Here is a 15,135-nt window from a genome sequence, read left to right on the forward strand (position 1 = left end):
GCGGGACCGGTGGTGCAGGGGTGGTTAGAAGATCAGCTGTCGGCCAGGCGGCGTGCGACGAAGAGCATGTAGCGGGGCACCAGCGACTCGGCGCACCCCTTGAACGCCTTGACGAATCCTTCGAACACGGCGTCACCGTGGTCGGAGCGCAGGTCCTTCTCGTTCTCGTACAGCTGCTCCAGCAGCAACGCGTAGGTGCGGTGCGTGTTCTCGGTGATGTCGACGAACTCGACCAGCTCGAAGCCGGTCGAGCGCAGCAGCGCCGGGTAGTCGTCGAGGCGCGGGATCGGGCCGAGGCTCGCGACGCCGAGGAACGCGTCCACGGCCTCCTTGCGCTCGCCGTCGAGCGGCACGTTCTCAAAGAAGTCGGTGGCGACGAGCATCGCACCGGGCTTCAGCACCGCCGCGATGTTGCGGAAGGCCTTCTCCCGGTCCGGCATGTGCACCAGCGACTCGATCGCCCACGCCGCGTCGAACTCCCCCGCCTCGAACGGCAGCGGCTCCATCGCGTCCGCGTGCACGAACCGCACGTCGGCGTCGCCCGCCGCCTCGGTGGCGCGCTTGACCTGCGCCGGGTCGTCCGAGATCCCGGCGACCGAGCAGCCGGCCTGCGCGGCGACCCTGCGGGCGGGCTTGCCGAGTCCGCAGCCGACGTCGAGCAGCCGTTGCCCGGAGGAGATCCGCGTGCGGGCGATCACCAGGTCGGTGAGCTGGTCCGTGGCCACCTCGACCGCGCTGGTGTCGTCCGCGCCCGACCAGTAGCCGACGTGGAGGTTCTCGTCCCACACGTCCGTCCGCATGTCCTCGTCGGCCTTGTAGTCGTACTTCTCGCCGGTGGCCTGGCCGTCCGTAGTCGACATCGACGCAGCTCGCTTTCCTCGTGGGTTCGTCAGCGGTGGAAGGTGACCGGAAGTCCCCGCAGGCAGAAGATTCCCGGGGCGTCGTAGAACGTGAGCTCGTCGTGCACGGGCGCGATCTCCTTGGTGCGCCGGGAGAGCACGCGCAACGCGGCGGTCGTCTCGGCCCGCGCGAGGCCCGCGCCGAGGCAGTAGTGGATGCCCATGCCGAACCCGAGGTGCCGCCCGGTCGTGCGGCCGAGCCGGAACGCGTCGGGGTCGGCGAACTGGCGTTCGTCGCGGTTGCCGGACACGAGCCAGACCCGCACCAGCTGGTCCGCGGGGATGACGGCGCCGCCGATCTCCACGTCGGTCGTGGTGAACCGGTAGACCTCGGTGAACGGGCTGCGGTGGCGCAGCACCTCCTCCATCACCGCGGCCGGGTCGGCGGTGCCCGCGCGCCAGTCCGCCATGACCTCCGGGTTCTCCGACATCGACAGCACCGTGTTGCCCAGCAACGCGGTCGTGGTGATGTGCCCGGCGGTCAGCAGCAGCACGGCGAAGTTGCGGATCTCCCGGTCGCTCAGCCGCTCGCCCTCGATCTCGGCCAGCGCGAGCGCGGTCATCAGGTCGTCCGCCGGTTGGTCGCGCTTCAGCTTGGCGTGCCTGAGCATGTACTCGTTCAGCTCGTCCAAAGTGGACTGCATCGACTCCATGTAGCCGCCGTCGAACGGGTCGTCGGACTCGATGGCGTAGAACTCGTCGGCACAGCGCACCAGGAACTCGCGGTCGGCGGCCGGCAGCCCGAGCAGCTCGCCGATGACGATCACCGGCAGCTCGTACGCGAGGTCACCGACGAGGTCGAACCGTCCACTGGAGTCCGCCAGCACGGGGTCGAGCAGGTCCTCGACGATCTGCTCGATGCGCGGCGTGAGCTGCTCGACGAGCCGCGGCGTGAAGACGTGCGACACGAGTCCGCGCAACCGGCCGTGCCGCGGCGGGTCGATCGAGACCATGCTGCCCTCGGCGTTCTCCGCGATCTCCGGCGGCAGCGACCGGGACGGGTCCGAGCAGAACACGTCGGTGTCGCGCAACGCCCGCACGATGTCGTCGTAGCGGAACAGGCTCCACGTCCCGTTCGACTCGTCGAACCACGCCGGCCGCTCGTCCCGCATGTGCTTGAGCCAGCCGAAGACGGCCGTGCCTCCGTCGGCGAAAGTCAGCCGTGGCGCGCCGTTGTCCCGTGGCGCCGACAAGTCCGTCATCCTCGCCCCTCACCTCGGGGAACGCCCCCCGACGCCCTGTATGACTAATTGTCATACTAGGCACGCGCGTTCGAGCGATGCAAGGCTCCCGGGAGGGCCGTCAGGCCTGAGCGGCGGCGCCGGTGATCACGCTGAGCAGCATCCGGAGCTCGGCGTCGCGTTCGGACGGTACGAGGAAGACCGAACGGGCCAACGCTGTTCCGATCAGCACCAGGGTCAGCACGTCCGTCTGGGCGGGATCGACCTCGCGCGCCAACTCTCCCGCCCGCACGGCGGTGGCGATGAGCGCGCCGAGCTGCTCGCGGACGGCGAGGTACACGTCGTCGTGCAGGATCTGCCGCAGCTCGGGGTCGTGCGCGGCCTGACCCATCAGCGAGAGCAATGCCGGCCCGGTCGCGGTCTCGAGGACCTGCCGCTTGCGGTCGAGGAGCTCCCGCAGGTCGCCTTCGAGCGACCCGGTGTCGATGCCGGACAGTTCGGCCTGGGTGATGTGCCGCGCGACGGCTCCGGCGAGCGCCTGTTTGGACGGCCAGCGGCGGTAGAGCGACGCGGTCGACGCGCCGGCGCGCTTCGCGACGGCGGTCGTGGTGAAGGCGGCCCAGCCCGACTCGTTCAGGACCTCGATCGCCGCGCTGATCAGGGCCGCGTCCACCCGAGGATCTTTGGGGCGTCCCTGTGCCGCGTCCTTCGTGGTCATCGCCGCCGAGTCTACAGACCGAAAGAAACGAAAAGGATCCCTTTCGTATTGGTGTACGGTGGGCGCATGTCCACGACGACAGCCGACATCCCCGCGGTCGTGTCCGCCGCGCGCGAGGTCTTCGACTCCGGTGCCACCCGCTCCCCCGCCGTGCGCGCCGCGAGCCTCAAGGCGATGCGCGCCATGCTCGTCGAGAACGAGGCCGCGTTCGAGGCCGCGCTGTGGGAGGACCTGCACAAGGGCGCGGGCGAGGCGCAGCTGACCGAGATCAGCGTGGTGCTGGCGGAGATCAGCCACACGCTGCGCCACCTGAGGAAGTGGACGCGCGCCAAGCGGGGCCCGGTCCCGATGGTGCTGTGGCCTGCGCGCGCCAAGCTCGTCTCCGAGCCGCTGGGTGTCGTGCTGGTGATCGCGCCGTGGAACTACCCGGTGCTGCTCCTGCTCGCCCCGCTCGTCGGCGTGCTCGCGGCGGGCAACACGGCCGTGCTCAAGCCGAGCGAGCTGGCGCCGACCACTTCGGCGTTGATGGCGAGGCTGGTGCCGCGGTACTTCGGCGACGGTGCCGTGCGCGTGGTCGAGGGTGCCGTGCCGGAGACGACGGACCTGCTGGCGCAACGCTTCGACCACATCGTGTTCACCGGCAGCGGCACGGTCGGGCGGATCGTGATGCGCGCGGCGGCCGAGCACCTCACGCCGGTGACGCTGGAGCTCGGCGGCAAGTCGCCCGCCTGGTTCGACGACGACGCGCACGTCGACCAGGCCGCGCGCCGTCTGGTGTGGGCGAAGTTCACCAACGCGGGCCAGACCTGCGTCGCGCCGGACTACGTGCTGACCACACCGGACCGGGTGCCCGCGCTGGTCGAGGCCTGCCGCAGGGCGATCGCCGACCTGTGGGGCACCGATCCGCGGGCGAGCGCCGACTACGGCCGGATCGTGAACGAGCGGCAGTTCGACCGGCTCGTGTCGTTGCTGGACGGCACGAACGTGGTCGTCGGCGGCGAGCACGACCGGGCGGAGCGGTACCTCGCGCCCACGGTCGTGACGCTCAGCGGCACCACGGCGATCGGCCCGGACGCCGCGCATCCCGTGCTGCGGGAGGAGATCTTCGGCCCGGTGCTGCCGATCGTCGCCGTCGACACGGTCGACGAGGCGGTCGACCTGGTCACCGGCTGGGACAAACCGCTGGCGCTGTACGTCTTCTCGGCCTCGGCGCGCACCCGGCGCCTGTTCGAGGAGCGCACGTCGTCCGGCGCGGTCGTGCACGACGCCGGCCTGGTGCACGTGGCGGCGGCCGGGCTGCCGTTCGGCGGGGTCGGCGCCAGCGGGATGGGCGCCTACCACGGCACCTACTCGTGGCAGGCCTTCTCGCACCTGAAGCCGGTGCTGCGCAAGCCACTCCTGCTGGACACGCTCCGCCTGGCGCAGCCGCCGTTCCACGACCTGGGCCGCAAGCTCTCGCAGGCACTAATGCGCCGCGGCTGATGGCTGTGACACTCCTAGAAGCCGGTTTCGGTCGGTGGCCGAAACGGGCTTCGCCGGTTTCGGCCACCGACCTCAGGATTCCGTGGCACGCCGCTCCCTGAACGCGATCATGTTCATCCGGTTGCCGCACCGGACCGAGCAGAACCGCTTGAGGCCGTTGCGCGACAGGTCGAGCAGCAGCCCCGCGCAGTCGTCCGCCTCGCACACCCGCAGCCGGTCCATCTCGTTCATCCGGATCACGTCGATGAGCGCGAGGGCCGCCTCGACGCGGATCCGTTCGGCGAGCGGCGAGGTGGGTTCGGTGGCGTGCATGTGCCAGTCGAGACCGTCGTGCCGCACGAGGTGGGGCAACGCGTTGGCGTCGCGCAGCATCTTGTTGACGGCCTCGACGGCGTCGTCGCGGCTGAGCGACCACACCCGCCTGAGCAGTGCGCGCGTGCGGTGCACGTCATCGAGCTCGGCCTCGTCGCCGTCGATGCGCCCGGTGTAGGGGTACCGGCCGAGCAGGGCCATGAGCTGCTCGACCGTGGCCAGCTCGTCGTCACCGCCGCGCGACGCCGACGGGTCGGTGTTGCCCAGCACCACGACGAACGTGAGCGAATCCTCCGTGTCAGGGGCAAAACGCAAATTGACTCCTTACCGAGCGCGGCCTAGCGTCAGGGGCGTCAGCCAGGTTAGGCCATGACATCGCTCCGAGCTGGGAGGTAGGCGTGGAGATGCCGTCGAAGTCCACCGGCCTGATCGCGGCAGCGGTCTCGTTCATCTCGTTCGGCATGTCGGGAGCGTTCGTCAAACCGCTGCTGGAGGCGGGCTGGTCACCGGCCGCCGCCGTGACGGCCCGCGCGTTCGCCGCCGGAGTCGTGCTGCTGCCGTTCGTGGTCGTGATGATGCGAGGCCGCTGGTCCCTCCTGGCCGCGGCGCGCTGGCGGGTGCTGGGCATGGGCATCATCGGCGTCGCGATCACCCAGGTCCTCTACTTCGCCGCGATCGCCCGGATCCCGGTCGCCACGGCGTTGCTGATCGAGTTCCTCGCGCCGCTGATCCTGGTCGGGTTCGCCTGGGCGGCCAGCAGGAAGACGCCCGCGCCGGTGGTGCTGGTCGGCTCGGCGCTCGCGGTCGGCGGTCTCGTGCTGGTGATCGGGCCCGGCGCCATCCAGGCCGTGGACCCGCTCGGCCTGCTCGCCGCCTTCGGGGCCGCCCTCGGGTGCTCGGGGTACTTCGTGATCGCCGCGCGGCCCAGCAACGGCCTGCCGCCGGTGGCGCTGGCCGGCGCCGGGCTGCTCGTGGCCGCGCCCGCGCTGGCCGTGATCGGCGGGCTCGGCCTGCTGCCGTTCACCGCGACGTTCCACGACGTCCCGCTGTTCGGGACGCCGGTGGCCTGGTGGGTGCCGCTGCTGGTCGTCGCGGTCGTCGCCACGGCCCTCGCGTACGCCAGCGGGATCACGGCCTCCGGCATCCTCGGGTCGCGGCTGGCGTCGTTCATCGCGTTGCTGGAGGTCGTGTCGGCGTCGCTGTTCGCCTGGCTGCTGCTGGGCGAGACGCTGTCGCCGTTGCAGCTGTTCGGCGGCCTGCTGATCCTCGGCGGAATCGTGTTCGTGCGTGCCGAACGGCAGCCGGCCGAACCCCTTGCGGCACCGGCGATCGCGTGACGGGTCAACTCGCCGCCCGCCGCCGGAACCACGACGGCACCGACGCGAGCACCACCACGGCGAGCATCGCGAGGCCTGCCACGGACAGGCCGTTGATCCACTGCTCAGCGGCCTGCCCGACGTAGTAGATGCCCAGCGTCGTGCCGAACGACCACGCCAGCGCGCTCACCGACATCGCGAGCGCGAACCGCCGCACCGGCACGCCGAGCGTCCCCGCCAGCGGTGCCGTGATCATCCGCAGCACCGACGAGAAGCAGCTCACCACGACCACCCACACGCCCCAGCGTTCGAACAACCGCTCCGTCGAGGCCACCCGCTTCTCCGGCAGCATCCGGGGGAACCGCGCCACGAGCCTGGCCAGCACGGCCCGGCCGCCGCGCTCCCCCAGCCGGTAGCCGGCCGCGCTGCCCGCCAGCACCCCCGCCGCCGCGACCAGGCTGATGCCCACCGGTGACACCGCACCCTGCACCGCGAGCAGCCCCGCCGTCGTCAGCACCACCCCGCCCGGCACCGGCAGGCACACGAACTGCCCCGCGATCAGGAAGAACACCGCCAGGTACACGACGAACGCCGGCACCTCGGACAGCCACGCCTGCATCGGATCTCCCTGTGCGACGGCCTCCCGATTGGCGGCCCCTGGGCATCCACGGTAGCGTGTTCATTAGCCGATTGGCTAACCAAACTCGACACGATGAGGTTCCGTTGACGAACGTCGTTCTGCTCGGCGCGACCGGGCTGGTCGGCCAGGGCGCCCTGCACACCTGCCTGGCGGACCCGTCCGTGAAGAAGGTGACGGTGATCAGCCGCCGCAAGCTGGAGATCACCCACCCGAAGCTGGACGTGGTGCTGCACGACGACTTCACCGACCTCCGCCCGGTCGCCGAGCGCCTCACCGCACCGGACGCGTGCTTCTACTGCATCGGCGTGCCGTCGGCGGGCGTGAGCGAGTCCGACTACGAGAAGGTGACCGTCGACTGCGCCGTCGCGGCGGCGGATGCGTTGCTCCCGCTCAACCCCGTGCTCACCTACGTCTACGTGTCGGGCGCCAGCGCCTCGCCCGACTCGAAGCTGATGTGGGCGCGGGTGAAGGCGCGCGCCGAGCAGAAGCTGCTCGCGTACCCGTTCCACACCTACGTCTTCCGCCCCGGCTACATCCGCCCGATGTTCGGCGTCAAGCCGCGCGGCGGGGCGGTGCGCGTGGTGTACGCCGCCACGTCGTGGCTCTACCCGTTGCTCAAGAAGGTGTTCCCGGACAGCACGACGTCGATCGGCGCGATGGGCAAGGCGATGATCGCACTGTCCACGATGGACGGCCGGGGTGAGCGGATCCTCAACAGCCGCGCCATCAACCGGCTGGCGGGCGAGGCCTAGGTGGTGCCCGGCGATGTCGTTCGATGAGAGGCGCGGGCGAGCCACTGTCGCCCCGGCGGAACTGCCGGACCCCGCCTAGCCCTCGCGGCCGTACGCGCGGCGAGCGAGGCGGGCCGCGGACGGCGCGTGCGCGTCGGCCTCGGCCTTCACGTCGGCGATGGTCTGCGCGGCGAGCGACTGCCGCCACTGCAGCTCAGCGCGTTGCATGGCCCCGTGCACCGCGCACGTGCGACGGAACGCGCTCTTCGGCGCGTCCTCCCCCATGCCGCGGCGGCGGATCTCCGTGCAGGTGAACGCGGGCTCGGGCCCCTCGATGGCGGTGACGACGTCCATCAGCGTGATCTTGTCCGCCGGCCGGGCCAGCAGGAAGCCGCCACGGGCACCGGGGATCGACTCGACCAGGCCGGCGCGCGCCAACGCCTGCAGCTGTTTGTGCAGGTAGGCCTGGGGAAGCTCGTAGCTCGCGGCGAGGGCGGCGGTGCTGACGGGACGGTCGTCGTCGAGCCACGCGAGGGAGAGCAGCACGTGCACCGCCCACTCGACGCCCTGGTTCATCCGCACCGGCCGATGCTAGGAAACCTGGACAACGAACGTCAAGTTTCAGCGCGGGCGATCCGTGAGCACCAGGTCCGGTTCGAACGCCCGCAGCAGCAACTCCCGCATCCGGTCCGGCCGCATCTCGGTCGACCCGGCCAGGATCTGGATCGCGAGCCCGTCGACCAGCGCCGTGAACCGGTCGGCCAGCGCCTCGACGTCGGCGTCCGGCGACAGTCCCTCCGCCCGGCTTTCGCGCAGCAGCGCCACGACCACCCGGCGCCACTCCGAGTAGACCCGCCGCTGGGCAGGGCGCAGCCGCGGTTGCAGCATCGCCTGCCCCCAGAACTGCACCCACACCGACCACTCGTCGATGTCGTCGGCGGCCACCGGCAGCTGCACCTCGACCAGGCGCCGCAGCTTGTCGCGCACCGAGGTGGCCTGGCTGAACTCCCGTTCCACGCGGGCGCGGAACGTCCCGGCGTAGTACTCCAGCGCCCCGTTCAGCGCGGCTTCCTTGGTCGGGAAGTGGTAGTGGACGGTCGCGGTGCTGGTGCCGCACTGCCGGGCGATGTCCGCGACCCGCACGTTGTGGTACCCGCGCCGGGCGATCAACGCGGTGGCGGCCGCGAGGATCTGGTCGCGCCGGTCCGGTGCCGCCAGCGCGCGGTCCCGGACGTCCTGCGGCACCACGGGTTCCGGCCCCGTCCCTGCCGTCAGGTAGGCGACGCTGACCTCGCACGCGCGGGCGATCGCCGCGATCTCCTCGTCCCGCAGCTTTCGCGTGCCGCGCAACGACTTCGACAACGCCGTGGGGTCCATCCCGATGCGACCGGCCAGCGCTCGCTGCGACAGCGTGGCCGCCCGCAGCGCCGTGCGCACGCGGGAGGTGAGGCCGTCTGTGCTGGTCATCGCGGGTCAGTATGGCAGCGCGACGACCTTCACGCCGGTTGTCCGGGGATCCTCAGCGCGGCCATCACCTCGTCCGCGGCCCGTTCCCCGGACGTGATCGCGCCGTCGACGTACCCGTTCCACACCGACGCCGTCTCGGTGCCGGCCCAGTGCACGCTGCCGGTCGCGCGCCGCCAGCCGTGCTCGCCGTACTCGGCCCAGCCGCCGGGCGTCACGAAGCACTCGTACCCGCCCATCGTCCAGCCATCCTCCGACCACGCCATCTCGACGTAGTCGATCGGCATGCGCGCCCGCGGTCCCGCCACCTCGCCGAGCGCCTCCAGCACGTCCGCGCGGCGCGCCGAGTCGGGCGCGGCGACCCAGCGGTCCACCCGGTCGCCGTAGACGAACGCCACCAGCACGCCGCGCGAGCCGTCCTCCGGCGAGTTGTCGAACACCACGCCGACCGGGCTGCGGCTGAAGAGCGTGGCGATGCCGGACCGCTCCTTCTTGCGCCAGAACGGTTCCTCGAACACCGCGTGGATCTTCGCGACCCGCCCCATCGGCGTGTGCCCCGCCCAGCCGCGGCGCGCCATCGGCAGCGCGGGCTCGAACCCGATCCGTCCCACGGCGGCGGGCGGCACCGTCACGATCGCCCGCTTCGCGCGCACGATCCCCTTGTCCGTCACGGCTTCCACGCCCTGCGCGGAGTGCCGGACCGTCAGCACGGGCTCGCCGAGTCGCACGCCACCGGGCAACGCCGCCGCCATCGCCACCGCGAGGGCGTCCGCGCCGTCGGCGAACCGGGAGTCCTGCGCGCAGCCGGAGGTCTCCATCAGCTGCTCGAACCCACCCGCGGACGCGAGGTAGAACAGCACGTGGAAGAACGAGATCTCCCTGGGCTCGCAGCACCACACGCCCTGCACGGCGAGCGCCAGCCTGCGCTGCGCGTCGTTGTCGTGGGTCTGCCGCAGGAAGAAGTCCTCGGCGGACTGCGCGTCGAACTCCTCGAACCTCGGCGTGCGCCACGGCTCGTCCAGGTCGACGGTCCGCGCGAGCTCGTCGAGCGTCTCGGTCACCCGCCGGTACTCGGCGATGCCCAGCCCCGCGTTGGGCTCGTCGGCGGAGTGGTCGGTGCGCGTGCCGTCGTGCCAGACCTCGACGTGCCTGCCGGTCTCCCAGGTGGGGAACGTCGTGCAGCCGAACCGCGCCGCGAGGTCGTGGAACCGCTTCTGCGACGGCCCGATCCACTGCGCGCCGTGGTCGACCCTGACCCCGGACGGCAGCACCTCGCTGAACGCCCGGCCGCCCACGCGGTCCCCGGCCTCCAGCACGACGACGTCCAGTCCGGCGGACGCGAGGCGCGTCGCCGCCGCCAGCCCCGCGTAGCCCGCGCCGACGACCACGACGTCGGCCGAGCGCTGCTCCACTTCAGTCACGCCGCACACCCTGGGCAACATTGACTCGGGAGTCAAGATTTCTGCGAAGAATTGCGATTCCCCGCACCTACCGAAGCGGCAGCAACCGGTGGATCAGGGGCAGAACGACCGAACGCGGCGGATCCCAGACGTGCCGGTCCTCGAACCGCCACGCGTACGTCAGCGCCCCGTCCCGCACGCAGTCGAGCAGCCCGGGAGCCCCCAGATCCGCCGCCGACCACTCGTAGAGCCGCTCCAGCCGCGGCACGATCATGCCGAAGTCGACCAGCCGCGCGAAGCCGTGCTCCTGCGCCAGGTAGTAGCCGACCTCGTCGTCCAGCGGGTACTGGGCAGGCAGCACCCGCGAGAGCTGCAGGAAGATCCCCGTCATGCCCAGCCTGGGGTCGCCGAGCACCGGCGCGAGCCCGCGCAACCAGCCCAGCGACAGCCGGGGCGCCGCCACCAGCGCGTGCGTGTAGAGCACCCGGCACAGCACGACGTTCAGGAAGAACCGCTCGGGCTCGTTCTCCCGCTCCGCCAGGTCGCGGTGCTCCAGGTAGGCGGCGACCACGCTGCCGTTGTGCGCCCGGTACCAGGCGCGCGCCGTGGGTTCGAGCGCGAACGCCAGCCAGTCCGCCGCCGTGCGCGACGAGGGCGGGCCGGCCAGACCGCCGGTCAGCGCCACGGCCTCGCAGCCGTCGCGCAGGATGCGTTCGTTGACCGCCCGCCACCACGGACTGCCCGTCGCGGGCCGCAGCACGCCCCGGCTCAGCTGCCAGCGCAGGAACGACCGCGCGGCCCGGCGGAACGGCAGGTGCCGGGGCGCCTGCCCGAACGGACCGCTGTAGCAGCGTTCCATCAACGCGAGGCGCCCGGCGGGGTCGTCGCGGACCGCCGCCACCTGCTGCTCAGCCCAGGCCGCGGCTTCGTTCACCGGTGCCGCGTCACTAGAAGTGGTCGCGGCTCGTCAGCTCGTGCTCGATCGCGTCCGCCCGGCCGACCAGCAGCGCGAGCGGCCGTTCGAACTCCTCGCGCACGCTCAGGTCCTCCAGGGGCGCCACGTGCTTGAGCAGCGCGAGCCCGTCCACCACGGCGGCACCGCCGACCTGCGACTCGCCCGCGAGCTCGAGGAACCGGCGCAGGTCCACGTCGTCGGCCCGGCCGACCGGGGAGGAGATCTCCACCCACGGCGCGCCGCCGAGGTCGCTCACGTGGTGCACGGAGACCTGCTGCGTGCGTCCGCCGTCGATGTCGAGGCGGAAGCGCAGCCAGTCGTCGGTCTCCTCCAGCACCTCGTACCGAAGCCGGACATAGTTGATCACATCGACCCAGGACGTCACGCCCGGTTCCGCCTCTCTCACGTCCCTTTGCCGCCACCACCGTAATGCGGCGACAGGGCGTTCGTGTTGCTTTGCGAGATCGTGTCGGATCGGTGTCACAACCGGTGCCGGGGACGTGTCCAACCCCTTCGTGAACCTCGTGAAGGGATCGAACATGATCAAGACCGACGTCCTCGGCTCGTGGATCGCCCACGCCGAGTCCGGTGAGGGACCGGCGGTGGTGTTCCTGCACGGCAACCCCACGTCGTCCTACCTGTGGCGCGACGTCCTGCCGCACGTCGGCGGGGTGCGGTGCCTGGTGCCCGACCTGATCGGCGTGGGCGAGTCCGGCAAGCCCGCGATCGAGTACCGGTTCGACGAGCAGGCCCGTTACCTCGCGGCGTGGCTCGACGCGGTGGTGCCGGGCGAGGTCGTGCTGGTCGGGCACGACTGGGGCGGCGCGCTGGCGCAGGACTGGGCGGCGCGCGGAGGCTCCGCACGGCTGCGCGGGCTCGCCCTGATCGAGACGTTCCTGCGGCCGGTGCCCTCGGCCGAGCTCGACCCGCGCGCCGTCGAGATGTTCCGCGCCGTCCGCGAACCCGGTGTGGGCGAGCAGATGATCCTGCAGGACAACGTGCTCATCGACCGCAACTTCCGCAGGCTCGTGCCGGGGATGTCCGAAGAGGACCTCGACGTCTACCGGGCCGCCTACCCGGAACCCGAGGCGCGGCGCGCGATCCTCGCCTGGGCCCGCGAGTTCCCCCTCGACGGTGAACCCGCGCGGGTGGCGGCGCGCATCGACGCCTACGGGCGGTGGATGAGGGACTCTGGAGACGTGCCGAAGCTGCTGATGACCGTCTCCCCCGCCACCGGGCTCGGGTCGCCAGAGGCCGTCGCGTGGGCGCGGGACAACGTCAGCGCGCTGCGGATCGAGGACGTCGGCGAGTCCGGGCACCAGGCGCCGGAGCAGGTCCCGGCGGCGATCGGGCGGGCCGTGGCGCGGTGGCTGGAGGGGCTGCGATGACCGGGACCGACGCCGACGTCGCGGCGGCGGCCGTCGCCGGGGACTCGGACGCGCTCGCCGAGGTGCTGCGGCGCGTCCAGGACCCCGTCTACCGGCTGGCGTTGCGGATGACCGGCCGCCGGGTCGACGCCGAGGACGCCACGCAGGAGATCCTGATCCGGGTCATGACGCGGATGAGCTCGTTCCGCGCCGAGGCCTCCCTCGTCACCTGGGCGTACCGGATCGCGGTGAACCACCTGCTGAACCTGCGCCGCCAGCCGCGCGAGGACCTGACCCTGGACGGCTACCGCGAGGACCTGCTGCGGCAGTCGTCCTACGACGGTCCCGACAGCGCGGTGCTGGCCGAGGAGGTGCGGCTGCAGTGCGCGCAGGCGTTGCTGCAGTGCCTCGACCGGCCAGGACGCGCCGCGTACGTGCTGGGCGAGGTGCTCGGGCTCGCCGGCCAGGAGGCCGCGTGGGTGCTGGGCGTCCCGGCCGCGACCTACCGCAAACGGCTCGAACGCGCCCGTGACCAGGTGCGCGGGGCGTTGCGCGGCCGGTGCGGGCTGCTCGACCCCGCCGCGCCCTGCCGGTGTTCGCGGCGGATCGGCCAGGGCATCGAGAAGGGCTGGGTCGACCCGGTGGCGCCGGTGCTCGCGACCCACGCCACCCGTGGCGCGGCCCGCACCGCCGGCGACCTCGGCCGGTTGCGCGACGTCGGTGATCTGCTGCGCGCCCACCCCGACTACGCGGCACCGGAGTCGCGTGCCCAGGCCGTGCTGACCCTCATCCGATCCGGGCGCTACCCCGGGCTGTTGCCGGACGAACCGTGAGCGGCGGCTACCGTTCGTCGGGTGGCCACTGGCAATGAGAGCCCCGTCAAGCTCGCGGTGCTGATCGACGCGGACAACGCCCAGCCCTCCATCACCGAGGCGCTGCTCGCCGAGATCGCCAAGTACGGGACCGCGCACGTCAAACGCGCGTACGGCGACTGGACCGGCACCAGCCTCAAGGGCTGGAAGGACCACCTGCTGGCCCAGTCGATCCAGCCCATCCAGCAGTTCGCGTACACGACCGGCAAGAACGCCACCGACGCGGCGATGGTCATCGACGCGATGGACCTGCTCTACTCCGACCGCTTCGACGGCTTCTGCATCGTGTCGAGCGACTCGGACTTCACCCGGCTCGCCGCCCGTCTGCGCGAGTCGGGCCTCACGGTGTACGGCTTCGGCGAGCGCAAGACGCCGAAGCCGTTCGTCGCGGCCTGCGACAAGTTCGTCTACGTCGAGAACCTCGTCTCGCCGGAGGCCGAGGTGCCGGCCGAGACGCCGCTGGTGCGCAAGCCGGTGGCGGCCGCGGCCCAGCTCAAGGGCGACACCACCCTGGTGAAGCTGCTGCGCAACGCCGTCGAGGCGGCCTCCGACGACGACGGGTGGGCGTCGCTGTCGGCCGTCGGCAGCATCATCACCAAGCAGCGGCCCGAGTTCGACTCGCGCACGTACGGCTACTCGAAGCTCAGCGACCTGATCACGGCGACGACCCTGTTCGAGGTCGATCGCCGCGGTCACGGCGAGGGCAAGCAGTCGGCGGTCTACGTCAAGGACCGCCGCCGCTGATGCTTGCCGGTCAGCGCCACCCGAGGGCCGGGGCGACGTGCACGAGGATGTTCTCCAGGACGTGCGCGTTGAAGTCGACGCCGAGCTGGTTCGGCACCGTCAGCAGGAGCGTGTCGGCCTCGGCGATCGCCTCGTCCTCGGCGAGCTGCTCGACGAGGATCTCGGGCTCGGCCGCGTAGGACCGGCCGAAGATCGCCTTGGTCGGCCCGTCGATGAACCCGACCGAGTCCCTGCTCTCGCCGTCGCCGCCGAAGTACATGCGGTCGAGGTCCGTGGTCAGCGCGAAGATGCTGCGCGACACCGAGACCCGCGGCTCGTGCTGCCAGCCGGCCTCGGTCCAGGCCTTGCGGAACGCCCGGATCTGCTCGGCCTGCTGGACGTGGAACGGCGCGCCGCCCTCGTCGAACTTGAGCGTGGAGCTCATCAGGTTCATGCCCTGCTTCGCCGCCCACACCGCCGTGCCGTTGGAGCCGGCGCCCCACCAGATGCGGTCGCGCAGGCCCGGCGAGTGCGGCTCGAGGCGCAGCAGCCCCGGCGGGTTCGGGAACATGGGCCTGGGGTTCGGCTCCGCGAAGCCGCCGCCCTCCAGCACCTTCAGGAACAGCTCGGTGTGCATGCGCGCCATGTCGGCGTCCGTCTGCCCCTCGGCCGGTCCGTAGCCGAAGTGCCGCCAGCCGTCGATGACCTGCTCGGGCGATCCCCGCGAGATGCCGAGCTGCAGCCTGCCGCCCGCGATGAGGTCGGCCGCGCCCGCGTCCTCGACCATGTACATCGGGTTCTCGTAGCGCATGTCGATCACGCCGGTGCCGATCTCGATGCGCTCGGTCTTCGCGCCGATCGCCGCGAGCAGCGGGAACGGCGACGCGAGCTGCCGCGCGAAGTGGTGCACCCGGAAGTACGCCCCGTCCGCGCCGAGCTCCTCCGCCGCCACGGCCAGGTCGATCGACTGCCTCAGCACGTCGCCCGCCGACCGCGTCTGCGAGTGCGGGCTGTCCGTCCAGTGCCCGAACGACAGAAAACCGATCTTCTTCATGACCTCAGGTTAGTTCAATTT

General features: G+C 71.6%; 17 protein-coding genes. 6 read left to right on the forward strand and 11 right to left on the reverse strand.

Going from position 1 to position 15,135, the window contains the following annotated elements; translation table 11 throughout:
• Positions 1 to 32 precede the first annotated feature (32 nt).
• The 3 genes from ACQEU1_RS07950 to ACQEU1_RS07960 form a co-directional block, all read right to left on the reverse strand.
• Positions 33 to 860, reverse strand: a complete 828-nt coding sequence (locus tag ACQEU1_RS07950) for an SAM-dependent methyltransferase (RefSeq protein WP_433197824.1) — start codon at positions 858 to 860, stop codon at positions 33 to 35.
• 29 nt (positions 861 to 889) lie between these two features.
• Complete coding sequence (locus ACQEU1_RS07955; protein ID WP_433197826.1) at positions 890 to 2,101, reverse strand: cytochrome P450; 1,212 nt, start codon at positions 2,099 to 2,101, stop codon at positions 890 to 892.
• A gap of 100 nt (positions 2,102 to 2,201) precedes the next feature.
• Positions 2,202 to 2,798 (reverse strand): TetR/AcrR family transcriptional regulator, encoded by a 597-nt coding sequence (locus ACQEU1_RS07960; RefSeq protein ID WP_433197828.1) that lies wholly within the window; start codon positions 2,796 to 2,798, stop codon positions 2,202 to 2,204.
• A gap of 66 nt (positions 2,799 to 2,864) precedes the next feature.
• On the opposite strand from ACQEU1_RS07960, the gene ACQEU1_RS07965 reads away from it, so the two are divergent.
• The gene (locus ACQEU1_RS07965) at positions 2,865 to 4,280 is read left to right on the forward strand and encodes an aldehyde dehydrogenase family protein (protein WP_433197830.1); all 1,416 of its coding nucleotides are present in this window, start codon (positions 2,865 to 2,867) and stop codon (positions 4,278 to 4,280) included.
• A 72-nt stretch (positions 4,281 to 4,352) separates the two neighbouring features.
• On the opposite strand, the gene ACQEU1_RS07970 is transcribed toward ACQEU1_RS07965, so the two are convergent.
• Entirely contained in the window at positions 4,353 to 4,907 is a 555-nt protein-coding gene (locus ACQEU1_RS07970) for a CGNR zinc finger domain-containing protein (RefSeq protein WP_433197832.1), read from the reverse strand.
• 89 nt (positions 4,908 to 4,996) lie between these two features.
• Between ACQEU1_RS07970 and ACQEU1_RS07975 the strand changes: the two genes are divergently transcribed.
• Positions 4,997 to 5,929, forward strand: a complete 933-nt coding sequence (locus tag ACQEU1_RS07975; protein ID WP_433211380.1) for an EamA family transporter — start codon at positions 4,997 to 4,999, stop codon at positions 5,927 to 5,929.
• Positions 5,930 to 5,933: 4 nt separating this feature from the next.
• Here the strand turns inward: ACQEU1_RS07975 and ACQEU1_RS07980 are convergent, their stop codons facing one another.
• Positions 5,934 to 6,527 carry a DedA family protein gene (locus ACQEU1_RS07980; protein WP_433197834.1) on the reverse strand — a complete coding sequence of 198 codons (594 nt, stop codon included), beginning with the start codon at positions 6,525 to 6,527 and terminating at the stop codon, positions 5,934 to 5,936.
• A 104-nt stretch (positions 6,528 to 6,631) separates the two neighbouring features.
• Here ACQEU1_RS07980 and ACQEU1_RS07985 point away from each other — a divergent pair, with 104 nt between their 5' ends.
• Positions 6,632 to 7,300, forward strand: coding sequence for an epimerase (locus ACQEU1_RS07985; RefSeq protein ID WP_433197836.1), 669 nt, complete (start codon positions 6,632 to 6,634; stop codon positions 7,298 to 7,300).
• Positions 7,301 to 7,375: 75 nt separating this feature from the next.
• Here the strand turns inward: ACQEU1_RS07985 and ACQEU1_RS07990 are convergent, their stop codons facing one another.
• From ACQEU1_RS07990 to ACQEU1_RS08010, 5 genes are all read right to left on the reverse strand, one after another.
• Positions 7,376 to 7,855 (reverse strand): RrF2 family transcriptional regulator, encoded by a 480-nt coding sequence (locus ACQEU1_RS07990; protein ID WP_433211383.1) that lies wholly within the window; start codon positions 7,853 to 7,855, stop codon positions 7,376 to 7,378.
• Between the two features lie 45 nt (positions 7,856 to 7,900).
• On the reverse strand, positions 7,901 to 8,746 hold the full coding sequence (locus tag ACQEU1_RS07995; protein ID WP_433197838.1) for a TetR/AcrR family transcriptional regulator: 846 nt from the start codon (positions 8,744 to 8,746) through the stop codon (positions 7,901 to 7,903).
• 29 nt (positions 8,747 to 8,775) lie between these two features.
• Positions 8,776 to 10,164 carry a flavin monoamine oxidase family protein gene (locus ACQEU1_RS08000; protein WP_433197840.1) on the reverse strand — a complete coding sequence of 463 codons (1,389 nt, stop codon included), beginning with the start codon at positions 10,162 to 10,164 and terminating at the stop codon, positions 8,776 to 8,778.
• A 67-nt stretch (positions 10,165 to 10,231) separates the two neighbouring features.
• A complete protein-coding gene (locus tag ACQEU1_RS08005) occupies positions 10,232 to 11,077 on the reverse strand; it encodes a hypothetical protein (RefSeq protein WP_433197842.1) in 846 nt (281 codons plus the stop codon).
• Between the two features lie 13 nt (positions 11,078 to 11,090).
• Positions 11,091 to 11,483, reverse strand: coding sequence for a hypothetical protein (locus ACQEU1_RS08010; protein WP_433197844.1), 393 nt, complete (start codon positions 11,481 to 11,483; stop codon positions 11,091 to 11,093).
• Positions 11,484 to 11,637: 154 nt separating this feature from the next.
• Here ACQEU1_RS08010 and ACQEU1_RS08015 point away from each other — a divergent pair, with 154 nt between their 5' ends.
• The 3 genes from ACQEU1_RS08015 to ACQEU1_RS08025 are packed head-to-tail and all read left to right on the forward strand — an operon-like array spanning position 11,638 to position 14,081.
• On the forward strand, positions 11,638 to 12,486 hold the full coding sequence (locus ACQEU1_RS08015) for a haloalkane dehalogenase (RefSeq protein WP_433197846.1): 849 nt from the start codon (positions 11,638 to 11,640) through the stop codon (positions 12,484 to 12,486).
• Entirely contained in the window at positions 12,483 to 13,298 is an 816-nt protein-coding gene (locus tag ACQEU1_RS08020) for an RNA polymerase sigma factor (RefSeq protein WP_433197848.1), read from the forward strand. Before ACQEU1_RS08015 ends, ACQEU1_RS08020 begins: the two co-directional genes overlap by 4 nt.
• A gap of 21 nt (positions 13,299 to 13,319) precedes the next feature.
• The gene (locus ACQEU1_RS08025) at positions 13,320 to 14,081 is read left to right on the forward strand and encodes an NYN domain-containing protein (protein WP_382442691.1); all 762 of its coding nucleotides are present in this window, start codon (positions 13,320 to 13,322) and stop codon (positions 14,079 to 14,081) included.
• A 10-nt stretch (positions 14,082 to 14,091) separates the two neighbouring features.
• Here ACQEU1_RS08025 and ACQEU1_RS08030 read toward each other — a convergent pair whose 3' ends face one another.
• Positions 14,092 to 15,114: an LLM class flavin-dependent oxidoreductase gene (locus ACQEU1_RS08030; protein ID WP_433197850.1), complete on the reverse strand. Its 1,023-nt coding sequence runs from the start codon at positions 15,112 to 15,114 to the stop codon at positions 14,092 to 14,094.
• Positions 15,115 to 15,135: the final 21 nt, after the last annotated feature.

The sequence above is a fragment of the Lentzea sp. CA-135723 genome (assembly GCF_050936595.1).
GTDB lineage: Bacteria > Actinomycetota > Actinomycetes > Mycobacteriales > Pseudonocardiaceae > Lentzea.

Excerpts from the sequence above, each read along its gene's own strand:
- ACQEU1_RS07950 (WP_433197824.1), bottom strand. The coding sequence starts at position 860 with ATGTCGACTACGGACGGCCAGGCCACCGGCGAGAAGTACGACTACAAG.
- ACQEU1_RS07955 (WP_433197826.1), bottom strand. The coding sequence starts at position 2,101 with ATGACGGACTTGTCGGCGCCACGGGACAACGGCGCGCCACGGCTGACT.
- ACQEU1_RS07960 (WP_433197828.1), bottom strand. The coding sequence starts at position 2,798 with ATGACCACGAAGGACGCGGCACAGGGACGCCCCAAAGATCCTCGGGTG.
- ACQEU1_RS07965 (WP_433197830.1), top strand. The coding sequence starts at position 2,865 with ATGTCCACGACGACAGCCGACATCCCCGCGGTCGTGTCCGCCGCGCGC.
- ACQEU1_RS07975 (WP_433211380.1), top strand. The coding sequence starts at position 4,997 with ATGCCGTCGAAGTCCACCGGCCTGATCGCGGCAGCGGTCTCGTTCATC.
- ACQEU1_RS07980 (WP_433197834.1), bottom strand. The coding sequence starts at position 6,527 with ATGCAGGCGTGGCTGTCCGAGGTGCCGGCGTTCGTCGTGTACCTGGCG.
- ACQEU1_RS07990 (WP_433211383.1), bottom strand. The coding sequence starts at position 7,855 with ATGAACCAGGGCGTCGAGTGGGCGGTGCACGTGCTGCTCTCCCTCGCG.
- ACQEU1_RS07995 (WP_433197838.1), bottom strand. The coding sequence starts at position 8,746 with ATGACCAGCACAGACGGCCTCACCTCCCGCGTGCGCACGGCGCTGCGG.
- ACQEU1_RS08015 (WP_433197846.1), top strand. The coding sequence starts at position 11,638 with ATGATCAAGACCGACGTCCTCGGCTCGTGGATCGCCCACGCCGAGTCC.
- ACQEU1_RS08020 (WP_433197848.1), top strand. The coding sequence starts at position 12,483 with ATGACCGGGACCGACGCCGACGTCGCGGCGGCGGCCGTCGCCGGGGAC.
- ACQEU1_RS08030 (WP_433197850.1), bottom strand. The coding sequence starts at position 15,114 with ATGAAGAAGATCGGTTTTCTGTCGTTCGGGCACTGGACGGACAGCCCG.